The organism is Anaerolentibacter hominis (assembly GCF_032380675.1).
Lineage (GTDB): Bacteria > Bacillota > Clostridia > Lachnospirales > Lachnospiraceae > Anaerolentibacter > Anaerolentibacter hominis.
Genome location: NZ_JAWDIX010000004.1, coordinates 105,889 through 129,966, shown reverse-complemented (window position 1 = coordinate 129,966; position 24,078 = coordinate 105,889). Strand labels below are relative to the sequence as shown.

The following is a 24,078-nucleotide window of genomic DNA, read 5'->3' as shown; positions in this document are numbered from 1 at the left end:
GGACAATGTGATGAAAATTTACCGGAAAGAGAAATAAACCTTGCCTTTATGACAAAAAAGTCTTACGATATAAATTAAAATCATATGAAGGAGAGTAGATGAAATGGCATTCTATTACGAAGAACCATCCCATACGTTTAGTGAGTATTTATTGGTACCCGGCTATTCTTCCGCCGATTGTATTCCTGCAAATGCTACACTGAAAACCCCTCTTACAAAGTACAGAAAAGGAACCGAAGAACCCGCAATTTCTATCAATATTCCGCTCGTTTCTGCAATTATGCAATCCGTATCTGATGATAAGATGGCGATTGCTCTTGCAAAAGAGGGCGGTCTTTCCTTTATCTACGGTTCCCAGACCGTGGAACAGCAGGCGGCGATGGTAGGCCGTGTAAAGAGCTATAAGGCAGGCTTTGTTTCCAGCGATTCCAATGTCCGTCCTGATCAGACACTGGCCGATATTCTGGAATTAAAAGCACAAACCGGACATTCCACGGTAGCCGTAACAGATGACGGGACCCCGAACGGAAAGCTTGTAGGTATCGTGACAAGCAGGGATTACCGTGTCAGCCGTATGGACCCGTCTACTTTGATCAGTGAGTTTATGACCCCGATCGAGAAGATGATCTACGCAAAAGAAGGTATCACACTAAAGGAAGCCAACAATGTAATCTGGGATCACAAGCTGAACGCGCTGCCGATTCTGGATGATAATCAGAGACTGGTATCCTTTGTATTCCGAAAAGACTATGATTCTCATAAAGATAATCCGACAGAACTTCTGGATTCCTCCAAACGCTATATGGTGGGCGCAGGTATTAATACCAGAGATTTCGCAGAACGGGTACCTGCTCTTGTAGAAGCGGGCGCGGACGTGCTGTGCATCGATTCTTCCGAAGGCTATACAGAATGGCAGAGAATTACCATTCAGTGGATTCGGGAACACTATGGAGAGACAGTAAAGGTGGGCGCCGGCAATGTGGTTGACCGGGACGGATTCCGTTTCCTGGCTGAAGCAGGCGCTGATTTTGTTAAAGTCGGTATCGGCGGGGGCTCCATCTGTATCACCCGTGAGACGAAGGGCATCGGCCGCGGCCAGGCCACAGCAGTGATTGAAGTGGCCAAAGCCAGAGATGAGTATTTTGAAGAAACCGGTATCTATGTTCCGATCTGCGCGGACGGCGGTATCGTATATGATTATCATATCACTCTTGCGCTGGCTATGGGCTCTGACTTCTGCATGCTGGGCAGATACTTCTCCCGGTTTGATGAAAGCCCCACCAACAAGGTAATGTTAAACGGCAATTATATGAAGGAGTACTGGGGAGAAGGTTCCGCCAGAGCCAGAAACTGGCAGCGTTATGATATGGGCAGATCTAAAAAACTATCCTTTGAAGAAGGCGTGGATTCCTATGTTCCCTATGCCGGAAGTCTCCATGACAATTTAAATATCACCTTAAGCAAGATTCGTTCCACCATGTGCAACTGCGGTGCGTTAAGTATACCGGAATTCCAGGATAAAGCCAGACTTACTCTGGTTTCCTCTGTAAGTATTGTGGAGGGCGGCGCTCACGATGTAGTTGTGAAGGATAACAATATTGCTCAGATGAATTAATAGATTCTATAATATGAAAACCCCGGAGAAACACATCTCCGGGGTTTTTTCTATACCTGTCTTTTTAAAAATCGAATTTATTCTCTTCGTCTTCATCCTTCGGCCGTTCCGCCTGAATTTCCTCGGCTTCCGTTTTCTCAGCCTCCTGCTCTCTGGCCAAAGTCTCCAGATCTTTGCCCAGAAAAGCCGGAAGTTCCATCCCCGCCTGCTTAAACAGTTCGTTTAACGGAGGAACCGACTTTAACATGCCGGACAGGAAGTTGGCAGTTGTGGGGGAATTATCCTTTCCGCCCATGGAATCCCAAACTGTAACCTTATCAATCTTAATGTTCTTGATGGCTTCCACCTGAATCTGCATCAGATCCTGCAGCTTATCGGCCACGATCAGCTTAACTGCATCATCCGGCCTGCCGCCTGCCGCATCCACCAGTTCTTTCATACCAAGCGCCTGTTTGGACAGCATCTCCTGAATACCGCGGGCCTGGGCTTCCATCTTGGCAAAGATCGCGTCAGCCTCACCTTTTGCTTTCCTGCGGATTACTTCAGCCTCTGCCTCCGCCTCAATCTGTACCCGTTCCTTCTCCGTCTTGGCCTTAGTCAGAATATCAGCCTGCTGTGTGGCAAGTTCCAGCTGGGCACGGGCTGTCTCCGCCTGCTTCTGCGCTTCATAAGCTTCTTCTTTAGCCTTGGCAGCCTGTACTGCCTCTGCAGCAGTGGCAATACGCAGGGCTTCCGCCTCCTTCTCACGTCTGGCGGCATCCGACTGAGCAATCTCAATCTTAGAAGTATTCTCACCCTGGATCGCATCCGCATTTGCGGCCGATACCTGAATACGCTGATCTCTTCTTGCGTTCGCCTGACCGATCTCACCGTCTCTGTCCTTCTCAGCCACGCTCTTCTTGGCATCATTGATCGCCTTTGCGGCCGCTTCTTTTCCAAGTGCTTCAATATAGCCGGATTCATCGTTAATGTCCGTCACGTTTACGTTAATCAGACGCAGACCAATCTTCTTCAGCTCTATCTCCACATTGTTAGAGACCGCCAGAAGGAATTTATCACGGTCCGAGTTAATCTCCTCAATGTCCATGGTTGCAATAACCAGACGCAGCTGACCCAGGATAATATCGCTGGCAAGCTCCTGAATCTCACTCAATTTCAGCCCCAGAAGACGCTCCGCCGCGTTTTGCATGACTCCGTCTTCCGTGGAAATACCTACCGTGAACCGGGAAGGAACGTCCACACGGATATTCTGTTTGGACAGGGCCTTCTTCAAATCCACATTGATGGATATAGGGGTCAGGTCCATATACTGATAGGATTGCAGCACCGGCACAATAAATGCCGCCCCGCCGTGAATACATTTTGCCGACCGGCTCCCATCCTTGTCGTTTCCCACCTTACCATAAATAACCAGAACCTTGTCGGACGGACACTTCCGATATCTGGACAGGATGCCGATCAGGCAAACAAATAAAACGACAACACCCACACATATCGCAATTAACACCTCAAGTTCCATACTTCTCCTCCTTCTCTCTTATATATCTCTCTCCACAACCAGACAATCACCGCGGATATCAGTAACCCGGATCGCTTCTCCCGTGGGAATCGGTTCACTGCTCTCCGTTATAGCATCAAACTCCATAAACTGTCCCTGGATATTCAGATTTACTTTGCCATGGCCGCCGCCTTTTCCCGGAATACGCAGATAAACGGTACCGCTTAATCCCAGCGCATTTTTCGTATTTACCGTTCCATTGGATGTAAGTCTTGAAAATACCTGGAACAGCTTCGCAATGATATACATAAACAAAAATCCGAGGACCAAACCGGAAATAAGAGACATACCGGTGTTTATCCCGTTTTTTACCATAGCGATTGAAGTCCAGCCGAACACACTGAATAAAGCCACAAACCCCTGAAATGTAAACAATTTCAGAGTAGCAAAATCCCCCGGATTGCTTCCCTCGGAAGAAAACGCATCCGGATCTGCATCGACATCAAAGTCTGCATCCAGGTCCACATCCGTATCCAGATCCAGGCCGGATGTATCACTGGTTTCCACTCCCTCCCCGCCGTCTCCCAGTCCAAACAGAATCAATACAGTCTGTATGATCAACAGCAGAGTCGCCGGAATCGCAATACAATACAACACTCTGAGCAACATATCCAGACTATCCCACCACGCAGCCATACAATCACCTCCCCCGGTCATTGCAGATGAATAAGTCTCATCTATAAGTAAATTTTATTTACCTTCATTATAACAGGTTCCCTGTTTCTGTCAAGATATCCCCAGTAAATCTTTTGTAAATTTGTTGAACGGTGTTGCTTTTTTTCCTTTATTCTGCTAGACTTTCTGTAAGGTAAATATTATTTACGCACGAATATCCTGTTTCAGACAGGCTGCAGATTGGGAAGTGATAACATGGACTCCAGAGAATTGGGGAAACGGATTAAGGAGCTTCGGCTTTCAAAAAGAATGACACAGAGTGAAGTGGTAGGAGATTTTATTACAAGAAATATGTTGAGCCAGATTGAAAGCGGTACTGCTCTTCCATCTATTAATACTCTGGAATATATCGCAGGGAAGCTCGGTGTTCCGGTTGCTTCGCTGGTATCTCCTGAAGATCTGGCATGGTATGAGGGCAAACCCGGTCCCTCCCCTTCCGGCCTGGCCGCAGAATTGCTGAGGGCAAAAGAACACTATCATTTCGGACGGTTTGAACAGGTGATATCCCTGATGGAGCCCCATCTGTCCGATGATGATCCACTGTATGATGAGGCCTGCGCCCTGTCGGCCCACAGCCACCTGGCACTTGCGAAGAAAAAGAAAGAACTGGGGAACCAGGACGCGGCTGCCGGACATGCAAAAGCAGTTATCCGCCTGTCCCAGAATGGGATATACTCCAGCCGGGAACTGAAGATGGAAGCCTTCCTGATGCTGGATGAAAAAATTCAATGAATTAAGCCATATTTGAGACAGTTTTTTCTATAATTGAAGCCCCCTGCGTTTTTAACGCAGAGGGCTTTCGATCAATTTATCACTTCGGTTCTTTTATTTATGGAAATGCAGTTTGCAGGTTGGACATCCCTTCGCAATCGTATCGGTCAGATCCAGCTTTAAGCCGTTCTCTGCCGCGATCCCTCTATCGCCGTCCATAGCCATATCACAAAGCTTTGCACAGGTCTCATCGTCAAAGCCCAGCTTCTGCCATGCACTTACCAGCGGGCAGTAATGGAATTCGATCTTTAAGTCGTCTTTTGTGCACTCTGTAACGTCCATCTGGAAGGTTGTCTTTCCAAGATCGTCCAGGAAAGCTGCACAGAACTGGCTGCAATCTGTGGAATCCTGACAGGCTGCTTTAAAGTTAGCTCCGTGTACATGGCCGGTACGGGTAATTGCTTTTCTTGCAATCGCTTCCGCATCCACACCTGCTTTGATTCCCTCGTCATAGGTAAGGCCCATCCAGGTTGCTCTGTGCTCAATTGCCTTTCTGTTGATTGCTACCTTTTCATCGCTGAATACCAGTGATAAATTTTTAATGTCTGACATATGTATCTCCTCCTGAAATAATTTATAGGCCACGGCGGCTGTTAGCTGCCGGACTGTTCCTTTTAGCAAAATTCGCCAAAACGACTCAATTTCTGACAAATATACTATTATTGATTATACAATTAACTCCTCTTCTGTGTCAATGAACCTTGACAGCTTCTTTACTTTCCCTTAAAATAGCCTTATTTCCTTACTAATCGACAAAAAGTGCGGGAGAATACGAAAAGTGCTGATTTTATAATTGGCTGCTGGGACATGGAGGGGTAACAAATGGCGGGGAACACCGTACAACAAGAAAACAAAATGGGCATTATGCCTGTTAAAAAGCTGCTGGTAACAATGGCCGCACCGATGATAATCTCGATGCTGGTACAGGCAATGTATAACGTAGTGGATTCAGTCTTTGTCTCACATTTCAGTGAAGACGCCCTCACGGCAGTATCTTTATCTTTCCCCATACAAAATTTAATGATAGCTGTCGGCGTGGGAACCGCAGTGGGCGTCAATGCACTCCTGTCCAGAAGCCTGGGAGAGAAAAAGCAGAAAGAGGCAAACCTGGCGGCTGTGAACGGACTCTTTTTAGCGGTGCTCAGCTATATCGCATTTGCCATATTTGGCATCTTCTTTGTCAGGATGTATTTTCAGTCCCAGACCAGTGATGTGGAGATTATACGTCACGGTGTCGACTATCTGTCCATCTGTACGATCGCATCCTTTGGTATTTTTATGCAGATCACCAGTGAACGTCTGATGCAGTCCACCGGTAAAACTTTTTATAATATGCTGACCCAGGGAGCCGGAGCGATTACGAATATTATTCTGGACCCTATCCTTATATTCGGTTTCTTCGGATTTCCCCGCATGGGAGCGGCGGGTGCGGCTTTGGCCACTGTCATAGGCCAGCTTCTGGGAATGTCACTTTCCCTGATGTTTAATGTTACCAAGAATAAAGAGATCTCCCTGTCTCTGAAGGGATTCAGGCCCCACGGCCGTACGATACGGCAAATTTACTCAGTGGGACTTCCTTCTATTATTATGCAGTCAATAGGGTCGGTTATGACTTATGGAATGAATCGTATCCTCTTGATGTTTTCCACAACTGCCGTATCTGTATTCGGCGTATATTTTAAGCTGCAGAGCTTTATCTTCATGCCGGTATTCGGATTAAATAATGGTATGGTTCCTATTGTCGCTTATAATTATGGTGCGAAAAACAAAAAAAGGATTACCGACACGATCAAATACAGTGTCATCGGTGCTACTGCTATTATGGTCGTTGGTTTGGCAGTGTTTCAGTTATTGCCCGATGTGCTTCTGGGATTTTTCAAGGCTTCCGAAGAAATGATGACCATCGGGATCACGGCTCTGAGGATTATCAGTGTCCATTTTGTCCTGGCCGGGGTCTCCATTGTGCTCAGTTCTGTCTTTCAGGCTCTGGGCAACGGCGTCTTAAGTCTCATCATGTCCCTGTGCAGACAGCTTTTTGTGCTCCTGCCTGTTGCATGGGTGTTTGCTCAAACCTTGGGGCTTGACATGATATGGTGGTGCTTCCCGATCGCCGAAGTGGTATCCCTTCTGCTCAGCCTGCTCTTCCTGAAACGTATTTTTCACCAGATGATCAAACCGCTCTCCCAGCCGTCGCAGGTTTAAGGAGATCCGCAGTTCATTTTAAATCATTCCTATTAAAGATGCCGGAAAATCCATGTTTTCCGGCATCTTTTTCTGTATTTCAGAGAAGTTTTTATTTTCTTCTGATATTTTGCGAAATTAGTCAAGCCAAGGTACATATGATGAAGTGTAATGAAAATTAGGAGGATTTAACATGAGTGATTTAGCAGCAACAAACTGCGGCAGCGGATGTGGATGTGGATGTGAAGGGGGCAACAGCTGTATTTGGCTGATTCTGATCCTTCTGTGCTGCTGCGGCGGCAACGGTTTTGGTTGTGGCAATTCCGGCTGTGGCGGCAATGACTGCGGTTCCATCATCTGGATTATACTTATCCTCTGCTGCTGTGGCGGCAACGGCTTCTGCTAAGAAATTGGAATTTACGGCACCGGCGTAAGCCGGTGTCGTATTTCTGCTCTAATTCGGGACACGCCCCGCATGCCGATCCGTATCGGCCGCCGGACAGCCGCACATAGCTTCTTCCCTTGCTTTCTGGTGCTCTCTGCACCACAGACAGTTCAAATCTATTTCATAGATGGTGTTATCTTCTACCACCAGCTGAGTCGCATCATCATCCTGTTTCCACAGTTCCATATGGTACCTCCTACGTTTTCCTGGTCGAAAGGATTTTTGTCCTTCTGCTTTATAATATGCAAAAATAAGTACAAGGTGCCAAAGAATATGGTTGTACTCTTTTTTCTTTTCATCTATAATGACAAAAGAATAAATTGATATCAGGAAGAGAAATGAGGTGCTGTTTTGTCGGGTTCAGTATATGGAAGATTATTTACCATCACCAGCTGGGGAGAATCCCACGGTCAGGGTATCGGCGTAGTCGTGGACGGGGTGCCGGCCGGCCTTGCGTTAAATGAAGATATGATTCAGAATTATTTAGATAGAAGAAAGCCCGGAACTTCCCGGTTCACTACAAAACGTCAGGAAGGGGATAAGGCTCATATTTTATCCGGTGTCTTTGAAGGCCGTGCTACCGGCACGCCTGTCTCCATAGCGGTTTGGAATGAAGATCAGCGTTCCAGGGATTATTCCGAGATAGCAGGCTGCTATCGTCCGGGACACGCCGACTATACCTTCGATGCGAAATATGGATTTCGGGATTATCGGGGAGGCGGCCGTTCTTCCGGCCGGGAGACCATTGCCCGGGTCGCAGCCGGCGCAATCGCCGCCGAGATCTTAAAAGAGCTTCATATAACCGTCAGAGCCTATACCCGTTCCATCGGCCCTGTGGCTGTCGACTATAGCAAATTTGACTGGGATGAGATTTCTAGAAATCCCTTCTCCATGCCGGATTCTCTGGCAGCGGAGCGGACGGATGCCTATCTTCGTGAGAAAATGAATGAGATGGATTCCGCCGGCGGTGTAATTGAATGTATTGTGACCGGCATGCCGCCGGGAATAGGAGAGCCGGTATTTGACAAACTGGATTCCTGTCTGGCCAGGGCAGTGATGTCGATCGGTGCAGTCAAGGGAGTGGAAATCGGAGATGGGTTCCAGGTCTCACAGAGAACCGGCTCTGAAAACAACGACAGTTTTTATTTTGATAAGGATGAAAAATTGCAGAAGCGTACAAACCATGCGGGCGGTATTCTGGGCGGAATGAGCGATGGTTCCCCTCTTATCCTCCGGGCGGCCATAAAGCCCACCCCTTCCATTGCCCGTACGCAGGAAACTGTAAATAAACAGGGTGAAAACATTACGGTTAATATCAAAGGCCGTCATGATCCGGTTATTGTCCCCCGTGCTGTTGTAGTGGTGGAATCTATGGTTGCCGTCACTCTTGTGGACCAGCTGTTTTTAAACATGCACAGCAGGCTGGATCGCCTGAAAGACTTCTATGTATCATAAATAAAACACACCGGGCGGCTGTTAGCCGCCCGGTGTGTTTTAAGCTCCAATTAATTTTACTGTGTTACCGCATATTCCCTGGGGTAATAATTTTGCAGAAATGAAACTTCTGCTTTTTTCCCCGTATAAGTATCTTTCCAGTTCTCAAAGTCCGGATTCACCCACTTGCTTCCGTCCTTAAATGTAATCTGACTGATGCAGTACATAGAGTAAACCACTCTGGCAGATCCTTCCTCCTTCTTTTCCTCCCTAGTCAGTTCCGCCCAGTCCCCGCTCGGATACAGAGACCAGCCTCCCCTCACATCATAGGTCTTGCCCGGCTTTAGGTTCAGTTCCTCGTCTGTCATATAGCTATAGGCAATCCGGAAGGATGAATCCATCGGGAACCATTTGATTTTCAGCGGCTGGCCATCCTTATCAAAGGCCAGCATACTATATTGAATCTTTGTTACAGTTTGATCTGTTCTGTTGGTATAGACCGGATGAAGATAAGGATATCCAGGTTCATAGCTGCGAAGTTCTACGCTGTCAACAGAAAAAATCTGCCCGGATTCCGTCTCCGCCTTTGAACCAGGTTTCCATTTGCCGATATGGGAAAGCGGCTGGCTCATCTTCTGCCCCAGCTGTAAAACAGGTTCATTTGCAGCGACAGCGGACGTGGCAAACACTGCAGATACTGCAATGATCAGTCCGGCTGCAGCCAAAACGGCTGACAATGATTTCTTTTTTATTTTCATAATTGCGGTTATCCTTTCTTTAATGGCAGGCCTGCTGAAATTACTGCAAAGCGGCTGAATACTGCTTTTCTTTTCTTCCATGCTGATCAGTGTAAAGGCATAAGCAGATCTGGTTCCCTGTCCAAACATCCGGACCACGGCCTCATCACAGCACAGTTCAATATCCCTGTTAGCCAGATAATACATAAGCCAGACCACCGGATTGAACCAATGAACGCACAGAGCCGCTGTAAGCGCAAGTTTCCTTATCCCATCCATTTTCCTGATATGGGTATATTCATGTGCCAGAACATATTCCATCTGCCCGGTATCTGTCCAATCCGTTGATTTCGGCATCAGAATAACCGGATGGATGATCCCGTAAGTAAGCGGAGCTGCTACGCAGCCGGACTGCCGGATGGAAATCATTCTGCGGAGAGAATGCTCTTTCAGCCATCTGTCCGCATATTCATGATTGACCGGAAGAGAAGTGCGGAAATCAAGCCGGCACCGGATATAAGACAAGACAAAGAACAAGGCGCTGAGAACGGCTCCGGCCGCCCAAATAAATGTCCAAAGAGGAAATCGATTCCGCTCCGGGATCGGCTGCTCCGGCTGCGAAACGGTCTCTGCCTCCTGAAAAATCGGCAGGTATCTCTCCGCCGGGGTATCCTTTACCGCATCCATCGCCGGGGTAAACGAATAAATACTGAAAGTTGACGGCAGTGAAACGGGAATCATCAGCCGCAGCAGTACAATACCCCATAAAATAACAAAGGTCTTCTTTGGCAGCTTATGAAGGAACAGCGCACGTATCACGGCAACCGCCAGTATCATCACCCCGCCGGCAATACTCATTTGCAGAAGATTCATATTTCCCTCCATTCCGAAGCATTTACGCTGTCCGTTTTAACCAGCCTTGTCCTCTTATTCCAGACCGTCAACAATCTGTTTCAGTTTCTCAATCTGTTCCGGTGAGAGTTTCTTTCTCCCCAGCAGCGCCGCAAATAATTTATCAGCAGATCCATCATACACCTTGTTAATCAGTTCATTCGTCTCCGCCTCCTGTACCGCTTCCTTGGGCACCAGCGCATGACACATGAAATTAGGCTCGCTGCGGCTGATTGCCCCCTTCTTAATGCATCTTTTAATCAGTGTATAGGTCGTATTCATATTCCAGCCTGTCTCCTCTTTCAGCACATCAGAAATATGCTTGGCGGTAGTGTCTCCCTCATTCCAGAGCACAGACATAACTTTTAATTCAGAATCAAACAGCTTAATATCCATCTCATTCTCCTTTACACGACTCCAGTAGTTTATCTATCTCTACACTACCACAGTCGTGTGCATCTGTCAATAAAAGAAGTACGCATCCCCACCAGGTCTTTTTGTTACTAAGTTAAGTTTAGAATCTTCCTAAGCAAAGAAAAAGACACAGAGTGTTTTTATCACTCTGTGTCCAATAGCCTTTTTCTTATTCCAGGGTAAGTATCTGCTCCGCCAATTTCTCCGCCTCTTCCCGCTGATGGGTTACCATTATGACCGTTTTCCCCTGTACTTTTGCCGCGACATAGTCCATTACCAGTTCCTTTAAGTTCTTATCCAGCCCCTGAAACGGCTCATCCAGAATCACCAGATCACCTGGTGCAAGCATTGCCCGCACAATAGCCACCCGGCGTTTCATTCCTCCGGACAGGCTGCTGACCGGTTTTTTCTCATAGTCCTTCAAGTCAACCCGTTCAAACTCTTTCCGGATCATCTCGTCAGACCGGTCAAATCCGCATCCCAGCTTCACATTCACAAAGGCATCCTCTTCCTCACAGAGCCTGTCTTCCTGAAATACTGCCGTCATCCGCCGGCCGGCCATCCCGGTAATCCGGCCGCTGTCCGGCTTTTCCAGACCCATCAGAATGCGCAGAAGCGTCGTCTTGCCGATTCCGGACGCTCCCATCAGAGCAGTTATCTTTCCGCCGGGAATAGTCAGATTCAGGTCCCGAAAAACGGTCAGCTGGCCATATGCTTTCTTTATATGTTCAAGAACAATCTCATTCTGTTTCATATCTCTTCCCCTGCCTTTCCCGTTTTGAGCTGCTTCCAAAACGGGAACAGACCCTAATACGCAGAGTTGAAAGATCTCTTTCAACCCTTATTCTCCCTGCATATCGCCCCGTATGCACCTACACATTTTTCACTCTGTTCCCGGATATACGTCTGATCAGATACATCACCAGTTTTTCAAATCCCATACTCAGCAGTATAATCACAAACGTCCAGGCAAACAGCTCCGGCGTCAGCAGATACAGCTTAGCATCGTATAATTCTGCTCCGATGGAATTCGCAGGCAGGCCGATCACCTCAGCCGCCACACCCGCCTTCCAGCATAAACCTAACCCTACAGAAATCGCGGAGATCAGATAGGGCCGCACAGAGGGCAGAAAAATATAGCGCATTTTTAAGAAGAACGGGATGTTAAATACTCTGGCCATCTCCAGAAGTTTCCTGTCAGTTTCCAGAAATCCCCGGAGGACATTAGAATACACTACAGGAAGCACAATTAGAAATGAAATCAGCACCGCCAGATTTTTGGAATTAATCCATATTAACGCCAGAATAATAAACGATGCAACCGGAGTAGCCTGTATCACCTTCATAACCGGGCTCATCAGCTCTCTAACCAGCCGGCTGTAATAAGAAAATGCCGCCAGTAAAATCCCCGCCAGAAGCGCGAGAAAAAAGCCTCCTGTAATGCGGAGAAATGAGCTGGCAATAACCTTCCAGAAATCTGACTGCGCCAGAAGGCGAAACAATGTCTTTATTGTGATAAGAGGAGATGCAAAAAGCATCTCCTCCTGAATAACCACACTTAAAATCTGCCACACGGCCAGCCAGAAGCAGACCGTAATGATCTTATAATGATACTTTTTCATGGTCACTCCTGTCCTTTAGCTTTTCATTAAGTCCTCACTTTATTTAAGATAGAAATCATCCGCCGGCAATTTCCCGCCAACGGCCTGAGGATTCTGTTCAAATAAAACTTCCAGGTAACCATTTAGTTTTGTTTTCATTTCATCACCGCGGATAAAGGTAATATTACACATAGGTATTGCCTTCTTCGCCACACCGGCTTTAAAAATATCATACTGCTCTAAAAGTGCAGCTGTTTCATCTATATTCTCATTTGCATATTTAGCAGAAGCTTCATATTCGGTCAGAAACTGTTCCACGGCCTCCGGATGCTCTTCCAGGAATTTAGCATTCACCGCAATTACACCGGTCGTTATCGTACTGCCGTTTTCTGCTTTCGCCTCCCACTCTTTGGTGACATCCAGCGCGACTCTGAGCTTCTCATTCTGGCTCATGGCAATGGTCACCTGGGGCTGGGGCAGCATAGCGATTGCATTCTCTGTCCCGGCCAGCAGGGATACAACCTCTGCTGCCTCTGACTTAAATTCAATCGTCACATCCTTCTCCGGATCAAGCCCATAGGATGTGAGCAGATAATTCAATGTATATTCCGGCGTCGTTCCCTTACCGGTCGTATAAATCGTCTTGCCCTTTAAATCTTCCACTGACTGGATGGAGTCTCCTGTTTCCAGAATATAGAGAACTCCCAGGGTATTAATCGCCGCAACCTTAACTTTTCCCTCGGATTTGTTATACAAAACCGATGCCAGATTGCTGGGAATCGCGGCAATACTGATATCACCTTTCATAAGGCCCGCAGTTACCTCATCCGCTGCTCCTGCAACCGTAACATTGTAGTTATTTGCAGTTGTGCCGTCGTCACTGTCTTTCATCAGCTTAACCATACCCATGATAGTCGGCCCTTTTAATGCAGCTACGTTAATATCCAGCTTTTCTTTTTCTTCGTCCTCAACCTTCGGTTCCGGTGTCTGATCACCGTCATCCTGATTTGTTTGAGACTCAGATGGAGTGTTCTCAGGTTGGTTTTCCTCCTTCTTGCCGCAGCCGGTTAACATAGCCATTGCCATCGCGCACACAAGGATCAGTGCCAGTAGTCTTTTCATGTTGCTTTTCATAGTTATCTCTTCCTTTCTTTCTTCCCGGTAGCCTCCTGGGCGTCCGGTCAGATCTATCGAGCTTATTATATCTTAACAGCACACGGCCGTCAACAGTTCGGGGAGAAAATTAGTAATTATTACTAATTTTCTCCCCGATAGATCTTCTCTCTCATGCATTTTTCAATCCATCTGTACCGCATCATAGTCTATCCGCCATCATACGCCCGCCGTAAAATCACGGAATATTCCGTACTCCGGCTTCTGTCTGAACTTTAATTCTCTTCCGGTCTTTGGGTGCCTGAATTTCAGTTCATATGCAAACAGGGCAAGCTGATTTTTCCCTCTGTAGGCCTGAAAGGACGAGTTATATTTTGTATCACCGTAAATGGGAATTCCTGCGTTTGCAAGCTGTACCCTTATCTGATGATGCCGGCCGGTAAGCAGCGTCACCTCCAGCAGGGAACAGCCATCCTGTACCTGCCTGACCTGATAATAGAGCTTTGCCTCTTTTGCTTCCGGAGTATCCGCGGACACCACCCTTGACATATTCCTGGCCCCGTCTCTGACGAGCCAGTCAATCAGCAGTACGGGATTTTCTCCCTGCCTGCTGCTCAGATCCTGTCCCACAACAGCCAGATACTTCTTTTTCATTCCTTCCCCGGCCGCCTGCCGGCTCAGTTCCCTGGCGCCAAACGGAGTCTTGGCATATACCATTACTCCTCCCACCGGGCGGTCCAGCCGGTGTACCGGATAAATCTCAGGAATGCCGTCTGAGTTTTCATTCTCCATTCTATAATTGCGAAGAAGGCTGATCATGTCCAGAGCTCCGGACCGGTCCCCCTGAGACGGCACTCCCGGCGGTTTCTCACACACGATAAAATGGGTATCTTCCATTACTATTTTCAAGTTCATCTTCAATCCCGGAGGTAATCTCCCCGCCCTCCCGTCCCTTTCTTATCTTTCCTACACTTTGAACCGGTATCCCACACCCCAGATCGTCTCTATATACTGAGGCTTTGAAGTGTCCACCTCAATCTTTTCCCGAATCTTCTTAATATGAACCGTCACCGTGGCCGTATCGTTGCCGATCGCCTCCATGTCCCAGATCTTTTCAAATAACTCTTCCTTCGTAAAAACGTGGTTGGGATTCTGTGCCAGAAATGTAATCAAATCAAATTCTTTCGTGGTAAACTGCTTCTCCTCTCCGTGAATATACACACGGCGGGCTGTTTTATCAATCTTAAGTCCTCTGATCTCAATAATCTCGTTTTCCTTTATGCCGGAACCTATCAGCCGCTGATACCTCGCCAGATGGGCCTTCACCCTGGCGACCAGCTCACTGGGACTGAACGGCTTCGTCATATAGTCGTCCGCTCCCAGTCCAAGCCCCCTTATTTTGTCTACATCCTCTTTCTTGGCAGAAACCAGAATAATCGGAATATTCTTCTTCTCCCGGATAGCCCTGCAAATTTCAAACCCATCCAGTCCCGGCAGCATTAAATCCAGTATAATCAGATTATAGTTCTCAGCCAGAGCCGCCTCCAGTCCGGCGGGCCCGTTGCACTCAATATCCACCTGAATATCACTCAGCTCCAGATAGTCCTTCTCCAGCTCTGCGATCGTAATCTCATCTTCAATAATCAGAACTCGATCCACGTCTTTCACATCCTTTCATGATTTTTAAATGGATTGGAAGGAATCCTTATAATTCGTTTCTTCGGCGGAGGCACCGGAATTTCAGCCTCAGCCTTCTCCCCTCTGGCTCCGTATTTTTTCAGCGTAAAGCAGATCGCAGTTCCCATGCCCTCTCCGCTCTTCGCATATATTTTTCCCCCGTGATCATCAATAATCTTCTTGGCAATGGAAAGCCCCAGTCCGCTTCCACCTTTTGCCGAATTTCTGGAAGCATCCGTCCGGTAAAATCTCTCAAAAATATGATCCACTTCATCCTTGGCAATCCCTTTGCCGTTGTCCTCTATCTGAATTGCCACAAAGTCACCCTGGTCTTTGATCCGTATATTGATAATCCCTTTCTTCTTGTCCATATATTTCAGAGAATTCCCGAAAATATTATTAATTACCCTCTTTAGCTGCTCTCCATCGGCCATAACCGTCACATCCTGCGGAATCTCGTTATAGTAGCAGAGTTCTATATTTTTTACCTCCATATCCAGGCTGCGTTCATTAATACAGTCCGAGAAAAATTCCGCAACATTTAATTCCTTGAAATTATAAACCATGGCATCACTCTCGATTTTCGTAAAATCAGCCAGTTCGTCCACCAGATAGGTCATGTCATTCGCTTTGGCATAAATCGTTTTCAGGTACTTCTCCTGCTTCTGGGGAGTATCTGCGATACCATCCATGATGCCTTCTGTATATCCCTTTATCGCCGTCAGCGGAGTCTTCAGATCATGGGAAATATTCCCCACCAGTTCCCTGGAGTCCTCCTGATACTGTATCTGGCGGTCAATCATCGCTTTCAGGCGGATACGCATCTTCTCAAAATCTCTGCACAGCATGCCGATCTCGTCGTTCGACTCCGCCTTAATCGAATACTCCAGGTTTCCCTTCTGTATTTCATTGGTAGCCTTCCACAGCTCGCTCAGCGGCCGGAAAATTCCCTGATAGATCCAGTAGGTCAGGATCAATGCCGTGATGCAGAGAATCAAAACAATCGAAAATAGTATCTGGCTGATAAAAGATTTAGCCTGGGGCAGGAGCGTATTCACATCCGTCACCAGGAAAAGCGATCCCTCTGATCCATCCGAGAATAAAAAATCCTGCTGCTTGAGCAGAAACGCCTTCTCCCCGCTCATGTAATAGCTTCCTTCATAGGAATCCGGCCCTGAATAGTCGGGCAGCTCCGCTTCCATTGTGCGGTAAGCGGAAGCATCGCCATTATAAAAAATTTCGTTTCCCTTTCGCACCAGCAGGAAGGATGAGCAGGTGTTTAACTCCTGATCAAGCCCGGTGAGATATTCCATATCTTCAAACTTCTCAGGGTTCTCTGCTGCCGTCTTCTGAACCTGTGCAAAGGTTTCCTTTGTCGCTTTATCAAAAATCCGGATCGGGCTGTATAGGACCTGCGTAACACCGTCATTTACATCATAATGTTTCTCAATCGAATTATTCTGCAGCACGTAAATCAGGCCGCCGGCAACTGCCAGCAGCAAAATTGGAAATAGCATCGTGATTAAAAAAGCCGTCATCAGACGTTCCCGCAGTTTCATGAAAAACCTCCAGGTCGAAGTAAATTAGTATGCCGCTGCAAGCCATGCAACCTCGCCTTCCTCCGGTCGGCTCGGTTTCGGGCTGCGCCCTGTCTGCTATCCGCAAGCCATGCAACCTCGCCTTCCTCCGGTCGGCTCGGTTTCGGGCTGCGCCCTATAAGACCAGGAGCCGGAAGAATCCTTTATGCAAGCATAGGATTCTTCCGGCTCCTGGTCTTGCATGGCTTGGCTTTCGAATATTATACCATATTTCCACCGGCTGTCGGGAAACTTTATAAACATTTCATGAAGTATAAACTTATTTTATATTTTCTGTTATTTGACGGAGCTATTAGGGTTTTTAACGTCCCCAAACTATGTTATACTGTTCTTTACTGCGGGATTTATCCCGGACTATAGTTTACATAAGAGAAGGGTTACGGGGATATGAACAAGAAAACATTTATGAAACTTATCGTTGCCATGCTGTTGATTCATTTAGATTTTAATATTGGTCTGGGAGGCGCCTCACTGGATATTCTGCCGAACTTCATCGGGTATATCCTGATCTTTCTGGCACTGTGCGATTTTGAAAAGCTTTCCTCCGGTTTCAGGAAATTCAAACCGGTCTGTATCGTACTGATCTGCTATAGCGCTGTTACGTGGGTGGTTCCTATTAACATCTATCTGGTTCATGCAATTGTATATTTTATCAATGTGGCCTTCTGGTTTATGCTGCTGGCCGGAATCAGCGCTCTTTGCCGGCAGAGCGGGCTTACCGCGCGGGCCAACACACTGGCGGGGATACGGAATTTTTATTGTATCTTCCAGATCTGCTTCTTTATAACGGCCAATCTGTTTTATATTGAGATTCTCGCCATGATTCTGGGTGTGATTAACCTGCTTATGATTCTGCTTATTGCCTATAATTTCAATCAAATTCGACAGGAGATCCAGTAATGCTTGACTGAATATAGGAAAGGTTGTATCGTTATAGCTATATGTTCAGGCCTGTACAGGGCCTGAGACCAGAGATATGAAAGGAGATTTACAAATGAACAAAAGACTGATTACTTCTGAGTCAGTTACAGAAGGGCATCCCGATAAAATCTGTGATCAGATTTCCGATGCCATATTAGATGCTCTGCTGGAGCAGGACCCCATGAGCCGCGTGGCCTGTGAAACAGCTGTTACCACCGGACTGGTCCTGGTAATGGGAGAAGTAACTACCAGAGGTTATGTTGATATTCAGAAAATTGTCCGGGACACGATTCGGGGGGTGGGCTATACCTCTTCCAATGCCGGATTTGATGCAGATACCTGCGGCGTAATCGTTGCGCTGGACGAGCAGTCCCCTGATATCGCAATGGGGGTCAACAAGGCTTTGGAAGCCAGAATGTCTAATGAAGATATTGAGGCAATCGGCGCCGGGGATCAGGGCATGATGTTCGGCTATGCCACGAATGAAACACCAGAATATATGCCATATCCGATTCACCTTGCACACCGGCTCACCAGACAGCTTACCAAGGTCCGCAAGGATGGCACGCTGCCTTATCTGCGTCCGGACGGCAAGTCACAGGTAACAGTGGAATACGATGAACAGGGCAGACCGATCCATCTGAATGCGGTAGTTCTTTCCACCCAGCATAAATCTGATGTGACACAGGAACAGATTCATGAAGATATCAAAAAATATGTATTTGACCCGGTTCTTCCCGGTGAAATGATCGATGAGGATACAAAATTCTACATCAACCCCACCGGCCGTTTTGTTATCGGCGGTCCCAACGGGGACAGCGGCGTTACCGGCAGGAAGATTATAGTTGATACTTACGGCGGGGCTGCCCGCCACGGCGGCGGGGCCTTTTCAGGCAAGGATTGTACCAAGGTAGACCGTTCTGCTGCGTACGCCGCCCGCTATGCGGCCAAAAATGTAGTAGCAGCCGGCCTGGCCGATAAATGTGAGGTGCAGCTTTCTTATGCCATCGGCGTTGCACAGCCCACTTCTGTCATGGTTGATACATTCGGCACAGGCAAAATAAGCGATGAAGCATTAAGCGATATCGTACGGGAAGCCTTTGATCTGCGTCCGGCTGGTATTATACAGATGCTGGACTTAAGGAGGCCGATCTATAAGCAGACCGCGGCCTACGGTCATTTTGGCAGATCTGATCTGGATCTTCCATGGGAAAAACTTGACAAGGCGGATGAGCTAAAGAAGCTCGCTGCTGATAAATAATATCAGAATAAAAGAAAGGCCGGACAGATTAAACAAAATCCGTCCGGCCTTTTTCTCTAGTTCGCTGCCTGTGCAGTAAAACCAATATCGTCCATCTCGGAGATCGCCAGCTTAACCGCCGCCTCATCCCCGTCCACGCTCACGGTCTTATCGGCCAGATTCACCTCAAACTTAAGGCCTGCGGCTGTTAAGACGTCTGTAATCCTCTTTACGCAATGCTCACACGCCATTTCCTTCACATTTAATACTGTCATTTTCTTATCCTCCTTATTTCATAAGTTTTCTCAATGTTTTCATCAATTCATCTATGACCTCATCTTCCTTGTCATCCTTTATATCCCGGACAACGCAGGTGCGGATGTGATCTTCCAGCAATTCTTTACTGAAGCTGTTGAGCGCAGACTGAATCGCGGATACCTGGGTGAGGATATCCACACAATAAACCTCTTCCTCCACCATCCTTCTGACTCCCCTGACCTGACCCTCGATCCGGTTCAGCCTGTGAATCAGTCTGGTATATTCATCTGTGTCTCTGTGCTTCTTTTTACCGCTTTCCTCAGACATACATTTCTCCTCCTGGTTACTGATTACTCTCTTAATCCAGCTTCTTTGTGCGCAGACGAAGTGCATTGCCCACAACGCAGATCGAACTCAGCGACATAGCAAATCCGCCGATCATAGGACTCAGCAGCATTCCGTTTATCGGGAACAGAAGCCCGGCCGCTACCGGAATACCGATCGTATTATAAAAGAACGCCCAAAACAGGTTCTGCTTGATATTGCGGATTGTCAGCTTACTCAGTTTAATTGACTTATAGACATCCCGAAGATCTGATTTCATCAGCACAATATCACTGGACTCTATCGCCACGTCGCTGCCGTTTCCAATGGCTGTTCCGATATCCGCCTGCACCAGCGCCGGTGCATCATTGATACCGTCTCCCACCATCATAACTTTTTTACCCTTCGCCTGCAAGTCCGCAACTACCTGCGCCTTGTCTCCCGGGAGTACCTCGGAGATAACGCCGTCCACTTTAACCTGCCGTCCGATGTAATCTGCCGTCAGCTTGTTATCACCGGTCAGCATATATACTTCAATGCCCAGGCCCTTCATTTTCTCAATCGCCTCGATACTTGTTTCCTTTACTGTATCGGCCACACTAATGATACCCTGAACCTTCTGATCCACAGAAACAAACATCGGCGTCTGTCCCCGGCCTGCCAAAACCGCGGCCTGCTCTTTATATTCACCGGCCTCTTCAATCCCATTATGGCCCTCCAGCAGCTTTATATTGCCCACCAGCACCATATGGTCCTGAACCTTTGCCTGTACGCCCATACCGGTAATGCTTTCAAACTCTTCCGCAGGATAAAGAACGCCGTCCTCCCGTTTTTCTCTGGCTCTTGCTACAATAGCCTGCGCCAGAGGATGCTCCGACCCGGCCTCAACGGCGGCAGCAAGCTGGAGAAGTTCATCCGGCTCCATATCCTGGCTTACAATATCCACTACCTGAGGTTTACCCTCCGTAATCGTACCGGTCTTATCCAGGACAACGGTATCAACCTTGTGTGTTGTTTCCAGTGCTTCTCCGCTCTTAATTAAAATACCATTGCTGGCGCCAAGTCCGGTTCCTACCATAATTGCCGTAGGAGTGGCAAGCCCCAGGGCACAGGGGCAGGCGATAACCAGAACAGAAACAAATATTTTCAGCACAAAGGCCAGATCATAGCCAAGCAGCAGCCATATTACGGAAGCTGCCAGGGCAATGATCATAACCGCCGGCACAAAGTAGCCGGCCACTTTATCTGCAATCTTGGAAATAGGGGCCTTTTTGCCCTGCGCATCCTCAATCAGCTTTATGATCTTTGCAAGGGTAGTGTCTTCACCGGTACGGCTGACTTCCACATACATAACCCCATTGTAATTCATGCTTCCGCCGATCACTTCGTCTCCCGCGCTCTTTTCCACAGGTATACTCTCACCGGTCAGCATGGATTCGTCCACGCTGCTCCCGCCTCGTACGACGATACCATCCTGGGGTACCCGTGAACCTGGCTTAATGACAATAATGTCGCCTTTTCTCAGCTCACTGATCGAAACAGTGACTTCTTTTCCGTCTTTTTCCACAATCGCAGTCTCCGGAGTGAGCTCCATCAGCTTCTGAATAGCTCCGGATGTCTTTCTCTGGCTGTTGCTCTCCAAATATTTGCCCAGCATGACAAGTGTGACCACAACCGCCGCCGATTCATAATAAAGATGATGTGCATTCATTGGATTGGATGGAATCAGAATCGTCTGAACCAGACTGTAAATAAATGCACTGCTTGTTCCCACTGCTACCAAAGAATCCATATTGGGATTCCCGTGGAACAGTGTCTTAAATCCAATCAGATAAAACTGCCGTCCGCAGTAGAGAACCGGGATTGTTAAGACCAGCTGCAGCAAAGCAAAATTCAGCGGGTGCGTATTCATATGAATAATATCCGGTACCGGCAGCTCAAAGGGCAGCATGTGCCCCATAGCAAGATAGAGCAGTCCCACTGAAAATACTATAGCGGTGATCAGCCGTCTCTTAAAATTCTTATGCTCTTTTTCTTGCTCCATGGCTGTCAGCTTCTTTTCATCAGCCCCCGGCGCCTCATATTTATGAATACCAAATCCGGCCTTTACCACTTTTGCCTTGATCAGTTCTTCATCTACTTTCGAATCATCATACACAATGGTCATTCTGCCGGTTGTCAGATTCACATCGCTGCGCTCTACTCCGTCTATCTTCCTGGTGGCCCGTTCCACGCCGCTGGAGCAGGCGGCACAGGTCATACCTTCGATTATATAAATTTCTTCTTTCAAATTCATCCCCTGCTTTCTTCAATCATTTTGGCATATACTATATACCCCTATTAGGTATATTACGCTGTATTTCGTATTTTGTCAATAGCAACGCTGATTTTTTCTTTCAATATGCCTCAGTATGCCCCGATTCCCTGCAAAACAATCGCGCCGGTCATTTCGCAGCCCGTCTTATTGTAACAAATGCCGGCAAACTGCCTTAAATAAAGAAAAGCGCCTGCAGGCCACTCTATGACCTGCAGGCGCTTTCCCGGGAAACACAGCAAATTTCTTTGACGCATTTCCCTCCCCTTTTATTCAAACCCCAATACTTATTAGCCTACTTTAAATTTGAACTTGCGGATTGCCCGCTCGTCTTCCACATTTACCTTTGCCATATCGGCTCCCAGCATCTGCATCTTTCTCTCGAATGTTTCATAGCCCCGTTCAATAAAATGTATCTGTTCAACCATTGTATAACCGTCCGCCGCCAGGCCTGCAATGACAAGTGCCGCACCCGCGCGCAGATCAGGCGCACATACCGTTGCTCCGGTAAGCCCGTTCACACCGCTGACAATGGCCGTATTTCCCTCTACCTTGATATCAGCTCCCATCTTGAAAAGCTCATCCACATACATAAAACGGTTTTCAAAAATACTTTCCGTCACAATGCTGGTCCCGCCTGACATAGCCAGGAGTGTTGTAATCTGAGGCTGCATATCCGTGGGAAATCCCGGATAGGGCAGTGTTTTCACCTGCGTATGTCCCAGACGCTTGGTCGCAACAACTCTGACGGCATCATCAAATTCTTCAACATTAGCGCCAATCTCAATTAACTTGGCCGTTATGGACTCCAGATGCTTCGGGATAACATTTTTAATCAGGATATCTCCCTTGGTAGCTGCCGCGGCAAACATAAAGGTTCCCGCCTCTATCTGGTCCGGAATAATAGAATATTCTGTTGCATGCAGGCTCGGCACGCCTGTAATACGGATGACATCAGTCCCCGCACCTTTTATATTGGCGCCCATGCTGTTTAAAAAGTTCGCCACATCAACAACATGAGGTTCCTTAGCCACATTCTCCAGTATCGTTTTACCTTCTGCCATACAGGCAGCCAGCATAATATTAATCGTAGCGCCGACGCTGACCACATCCAGATAAATATGATTACCCTTTAAGTGTTCCGCTTCCACACAGATCATATCCTGCCCAATCGTAACTTCCGCACCCAGCGCTTTAAAACCCTTTATATGCTGATCAATCGGCCTGCTGCCGATATTGCAGCCACCCGGAAGAGCAACTCTGGCTTTCTTGTATTTTCCCAGCAGCGCTCCCAGAAGATAATAGGAAGCTCTGATTTTTCTGATATATTCATTGTCTACATCCCAGGCGTGGATATTTCTGGCATTGATTTTCACTACATGCTTTTCTGTCTTTTCCACCGTAGCGCCAATGCCCTCAATGGCCTGAATCAAAACATTTATATCTCGTATATTTGGTAAGTTATCAATGGTCACAGTTTCATCGGTCATTGTCGCTGCAGCCAAAATGCCAAGAGCAGCATTCTTCGCGCCGCCGATTACAACCTCACCTGCAAGGGGTTTCCCCCCTTTTATAATATATTGGTCCATTGCACACCTCGAATATAATCTCTTTTTTCGTTCCAAAAATTTAACAGCTTTCCCATTATAGCACACAGGCCCGCATATGAAAACACTTTTTGTCAAAAACATGGCAGTATCCGGCATTTCCCGGCCCTAAAAACTTCAGGTACCGCCCAGTTTTTCCTTCCCATTCCGGAAGGTTTCAATTGCTTCCCTCGTCTTCTGCATCAGCTGGCCAACGCTCAGTCCGTCCGCATCCACGATAATATGTGCATATTTCTCATAAAGAGGACACCGTTCCTTATACAGATCCTTCAATGACTGGCCATCTTTTAATACGACTCCCCGTTTTTTCGGGTTACCGATTCTCTTTTTCAATACCGTATAGCTCAGTCTTAAGTACACCACCGTCCCAATCTCCCGCAGGTGCTCCATGGCTTCTTCTCCATAGACTACACTGCCTCCCGGCGAGATAATGCTGCGTTCTGCCAGAATACCCGCATTGATCCGATTCTCTATTGCAATAAATGAATCAATTCCTTCTTCTACTATAATTTCACTCAGCAGACGTCCTTCCGTCTCCTGAATCAGCAGATCTGAATCCACAAACCGAAACCCCATCGCCTTGGCGAGTATAACCCCTATCGTACTCTTTCCCGCCGCAGGCATACCAATCAGTACAATATTATTGTTCTCCACTTTTCTTCTCCTGCCGGCAAAACTGCCGGCCCCGTATCTTCGATCTTTTA

25 protein-coding genes are annotated in these 24,078 nt (G+C 47.4%); 7 read left to right on the top strand and 18 right to left on the bottom strand.

Annotation, left to right across the window (positions count from 1 at the left end):
* The first annotated feature begins 103 nt into the window (after window positions 1-103).
* Entirely contained in the window at window positions 104-1,615 is a 1,512-nt protein-coding gene (locus ABCW47_RS12985; RefSeq protein WP_343210364.1) for an IMP dehydrogenase, read from the top strand.
* Between the two features lie 64 nt (window positions 1,616-1,679).
* Here the strand turns inward: ABCW47_RS12985 and ABCW47_RS12980 are convergent, their stop codons facing one another.
* Window positions 1,680-3,134, bottom strand: coding sequence for a flotillin family protein (locus ABCW47_RS12980; RefSeq protein WP_343210363.1), 1,455 nt, complete (start codon window positions 3,132-3,134; stop codon window positions 1,680-1,682).
* An 18-nt stretch (window positions 3,135-3,152) separates the two neighbouring features.
* Entirely contained in the window at window positions 3,153-3,809 is a 657-nt protein-coding gene (locus tag ABCW47_RS12975) for an NfeD family protein (protein ID WP_343210362.1), read from the bottom strand.
* 234 nt (window positions 3,810-4,043) lie between these two features.
* Here ABCW47_RS12975 and ABCW47_RS12970 point away from each other — a divergent pair, with 234 nt between their 5' ends.
* Window positions 4,044-4,580, top strand: coding sequence for a helix-turn-helix domain-containing protein (locus tag ABCW47_RS12970; protein ID WP_343210361.1), 537 nt, complete (start codon window positions 4,044-4,046; stop codon window positions 4,578-4,580).
* 93 nt (window positions 4,581-4,673) lie between these two features.
* Here ABCW47_RS12970 and ABCW47_RS12965 read toward each other — a convergent pair whose 3' ends face one another.
* Window positions 4,674-5,171: an L-2-amino-thiazoline-4-carboxylic acid hydrolase gene (locus ABCW47_RS12965; RefSeq protein WP_343210360.1), complete on the bottom strand. Its 498-nt coding sequence runs from the start codon at window positions 5,169-5,171 to the stop codon at window positions 4,674-4,676.
* 270 nt (window positions 5,172-5,441) lie between these two features.
* Between ABCW47_RS12965 and ABCW47_RS12960 the strand changes: the two genes are divergently transcribed.
* Window positions 5,442-6,821 carry an MATE family efflux transporter gene (locus ABCW47_RS12960; protein WP_343210359.1) on the top strand — a complete coding sequence of 460 codons (1,380 nt, stop codon included), beginning with the start codon at window positions 5,442-5,444 and terminating at the stop codon, window positions 6,819-6,821.
* A 172-nt stretch (window positions 6,822-6,993) separates the two neighbouring features.
* Complete coding sequence (locus ABCW47_RS12955) at window positions 6,994-7,206, top strand: chorion class high-cysteine HCB protein 13 (protein ID WP_343210358.1); 213 nt, start codon at window positions 6,994-6,996, stop codon at window positions 7,204-7,206.
* 48 nt (window positions 7,207-7,254) lie between these two features.
* Here ABCW47_RS12955 and ABCW47_RS12950 read toward each other — a convergent pair whose 3' ends face one another.
* Window positions 7,255-7,431 carry a hypothetical protein gene (locus tag ABCW47_RS12950; protein WP_343210357.1) on the bottom strand — a complete coding sequence of 59 codons (177 nt, stop codon included), beginning with the start codon at window positions 7,429-7,431 and terminating at the stop codon, window positions 7,255-7,257.
* A gap of 165 nt (window positions 7,432-7,596) precedes the next feature.
* On the opposite strand from ABCW47_RS12950, the gene aroC reads away from it, so the two are divergent.
* The gene (gene aroC / locus ABCW47_RS12945; protein WP_343210356.1) at window positions 7,597-8,700 is read left to right on the top strand and encodes a chorismate synthase; all 1,104 of its coding nucleotides are present in this window, start codon (window positions 7,597-7,599) and stop codon (window positions 8,698-8,700) included.
* A 56-nt stretch (window positions 8,701-8,756) separates the two neighbouring features.
* On the opposite strand, the gene ABCW47_RS12940 is transcribed toward aroC, so the two are convergent.
* The 8 genes from ABCW47_RS12940 to ABCW47_RS12905 all read right to left on the bottom strand — a co-directional run bounded on the left by ABCW47_RS12940 (window position 8,757) and on the right by ABCW47_RS12905 (window position 16,671).
* Window positions 8,757-10,289, bottom strand: a complete 1,533-nt coding sequence (locus ABCW47_RS12940; RefSeq protein WP_343210355.1) for a M56 family metallopeptidase — start codon at window positions 10,287-10,289, stop codon at window positions 8,757-8,759.
* 54 nt (window positions 10,290-10,343) lie between these two features.
* A complete protein-coding gene (locus tag ABCW47_RS12935) occupies window positions 10,344-10,703 on the bottom strand; it encodes a BlaI/MecI/CopY family transcriptional regulator (RefSeq protein ID WP_343210354.1) in 360 nt (119 codons plus the stop codon).
* A 187-nt stretch (window positions 10,704-10,890) separates the two neighbouring features.
* Complete coding sequence (locus ABCW47_RS12930; RefSeq protein WP_343210353.1) at window positions 10,891-11,475, bottom strand: ATP-binding cassette domain-containing protein; 585 nt, start codon at window positions 11,473-11,475, stop codon at window positions 10,891-10,893.
* A 118-nt stretch (window positions 11,476-11,593) separates the two neighbouring features.
* A complete protein-coding gene (locus tag ABCW47_RS12925; protein WP_343210352.1) occupies window positions 11,594-12,343 on the bottom strand; it encodes an ABC transporter permease in 750 nt (249 codons plus the stop codon).
* Between the two features lie 39 nt (window positions 12,344-12,382).
* Complete coding sequence (locus ABCW47_RS12920) at window positions 12,383-13,456, bottom strand: ABC transporter substrate-binding protein (RefSeq protein ID WP_343210351.1); 1,074 nt, start codon at window positions 13,454-13,456, stop codon at window positions 12,383-12,385.
* A gap of 198 nt (window positions 13,457-13,654) precedes the next feature.
* Window positions 13,655-14,350 carry an RluA family pseudouridine synthase gene (locus tag ABCW47_RS12915; protein WP_343210437.1) on the bottom strand — a complete coding sequence of 232 codons (696 nt, stop codon included), beginning with the start codon at window positions 14,348-14,350 and terminating at the stop codon, window positions 13,655-13,657.
* Between the two features lie 51 nt (window positions 14,351-14,401).
* Window positions 14,402-15,094, bottom strand: coding sequence for a response regulator transcription factor (locus tag ABCW47_RS12910; RefSeq protein WP_343210350.1), 693 nt, complete (start codon window positions 15,092-15,094; stop codon window positions 14,402-14,404).
* Window positions 15,095-15,099: 5 nt separating this feature from the next.
* A complete protein-coding gene (locus ABCW47_RS12905) occupies window positions 15,100-16,671 on the bottom strand; it encodes a sensor histidine kinase (protein ID WP_343210349.1) in 1,572 nt (523 codons plus the stop codon).
* Between the two features lie 426 nt (window positions 16,672-17,097).
* On the opposite strand from ABCW47_RS12905, the gene ABCW47_RS12900 reads away from it, so the two are divergent.
* A complete protein-coding gene (locus tag ABCW47_RS12900) occupies window positions 17,098-17,610 on the top strand; it encodes a hypothetical protein (protein ID WP_343210348.1) in 513 nt (170 codons plus the stop codon).
* A 94-nt stretch (window positions 17,611-17,704) separates the two neighbouring features.
* Window positions 17,705-18,892: a methionine adenosyltransferase gene (gene metK, locus ABCW47_RS12895; protein WP_343210347.1), complete on the top strand. Its 1,188-nt coding sequence runs from the start codon at window positions 17,705-17,707 to the stop codon at window positions 18,890-18,892.
* A gap of 56 nt (window positions 18,893-18,948) precedes the next feature.
* Here metK and ABCW47_RS12890 read toward each other — a convergent pair whose 3' ends face one another.
* The 6 genes from ABCW47_RS12890 to ABCW47_RS12865 all read right to left on the bottom strand — a co-directional run bounded on the left by ABCW47_RS12890 (window position 18,949) and on the right by ABCW47_RS12865 (window position 23,998).
* The gene (locus tag ABCW47_RS12890; RefSeq protein WP_343210346.1) at window positions 18,949-19,146 is read right to left on the bottom strand and encodes a heavy-metal-associated domain-containing protein; all 198 of its coding nucleotides are present in this window, start codon (window positions 19,144-19,146) and stop codon (window positions 18,949-18,951) included.
* A gap of 13 nt (window positions 19,147-19,159) precedes the next feature.
* Entirely contained in the window at window positions 19,160-19,456 is a 297-nt protein-coding gene (locus tag ABCW47_RS12885) for a metal-sensing transcriptional repressor (protein ID WP_343210345.1), read from the bottom strand.
* 31 nt (window positions 19,457-19,487) lie between these two features.
* Window positions 19,488-21,743 carry a heavy metal translocating P-type ATPase gene (locus ABCW47_RS12880; protein WP_343210344.1) on the bottom strand — a complete coding sequence of 752 codons (2,256 nt, stop codon included), beginning with the start codon at window positions 21,741-21,743 and terminating at the stop codon, window positions 19,488-19,490.
* 116 nt (window positions 21,744-21,859) lie between these two features.
* Window positions 21,860-22,024 (bottom strand): hypothetical protein, encoded by a 165-nt coding sequence (locus tag ABCW47_RS12875; protein WP_343210343.1) that lies wholly within the window; start codon window positions 22,022-22,024, stop codon window positions 21,860-21,862.
* A gap of 33 nt (window positions 22,025-22,057) precedes the next feature.
* Window positions 22,058-23,356, bottom strand: coding sequence for a UDP-N-acetylglucosamine 1-carboxyvinyltransferase (locus tag ABCW47_RS12870; RefSeq protein WP_343210342.1), 1,299 nt, complete (start codon window positions 23,354-23,356; stop codon window positions 22,058-22,060).
* A 135-nt stretch (window positions 23,357-23,491) separates the two neighbouring features.
* The gene (locus tag ABCW47_RS12865; protein ID WP_343210436.1) at window positions 23,492-23,998 is read right to left on the bottom strand and encodes a shikimate kinase; all 507 of its coding nucleotides are present in this window, start codon (window positions 23,996-23,998) and stop codon (window positions 23,492-23,494) included.
* Between the last annotated feature and the right edge of the window lie 80 nt (window positions 23,999-24,078).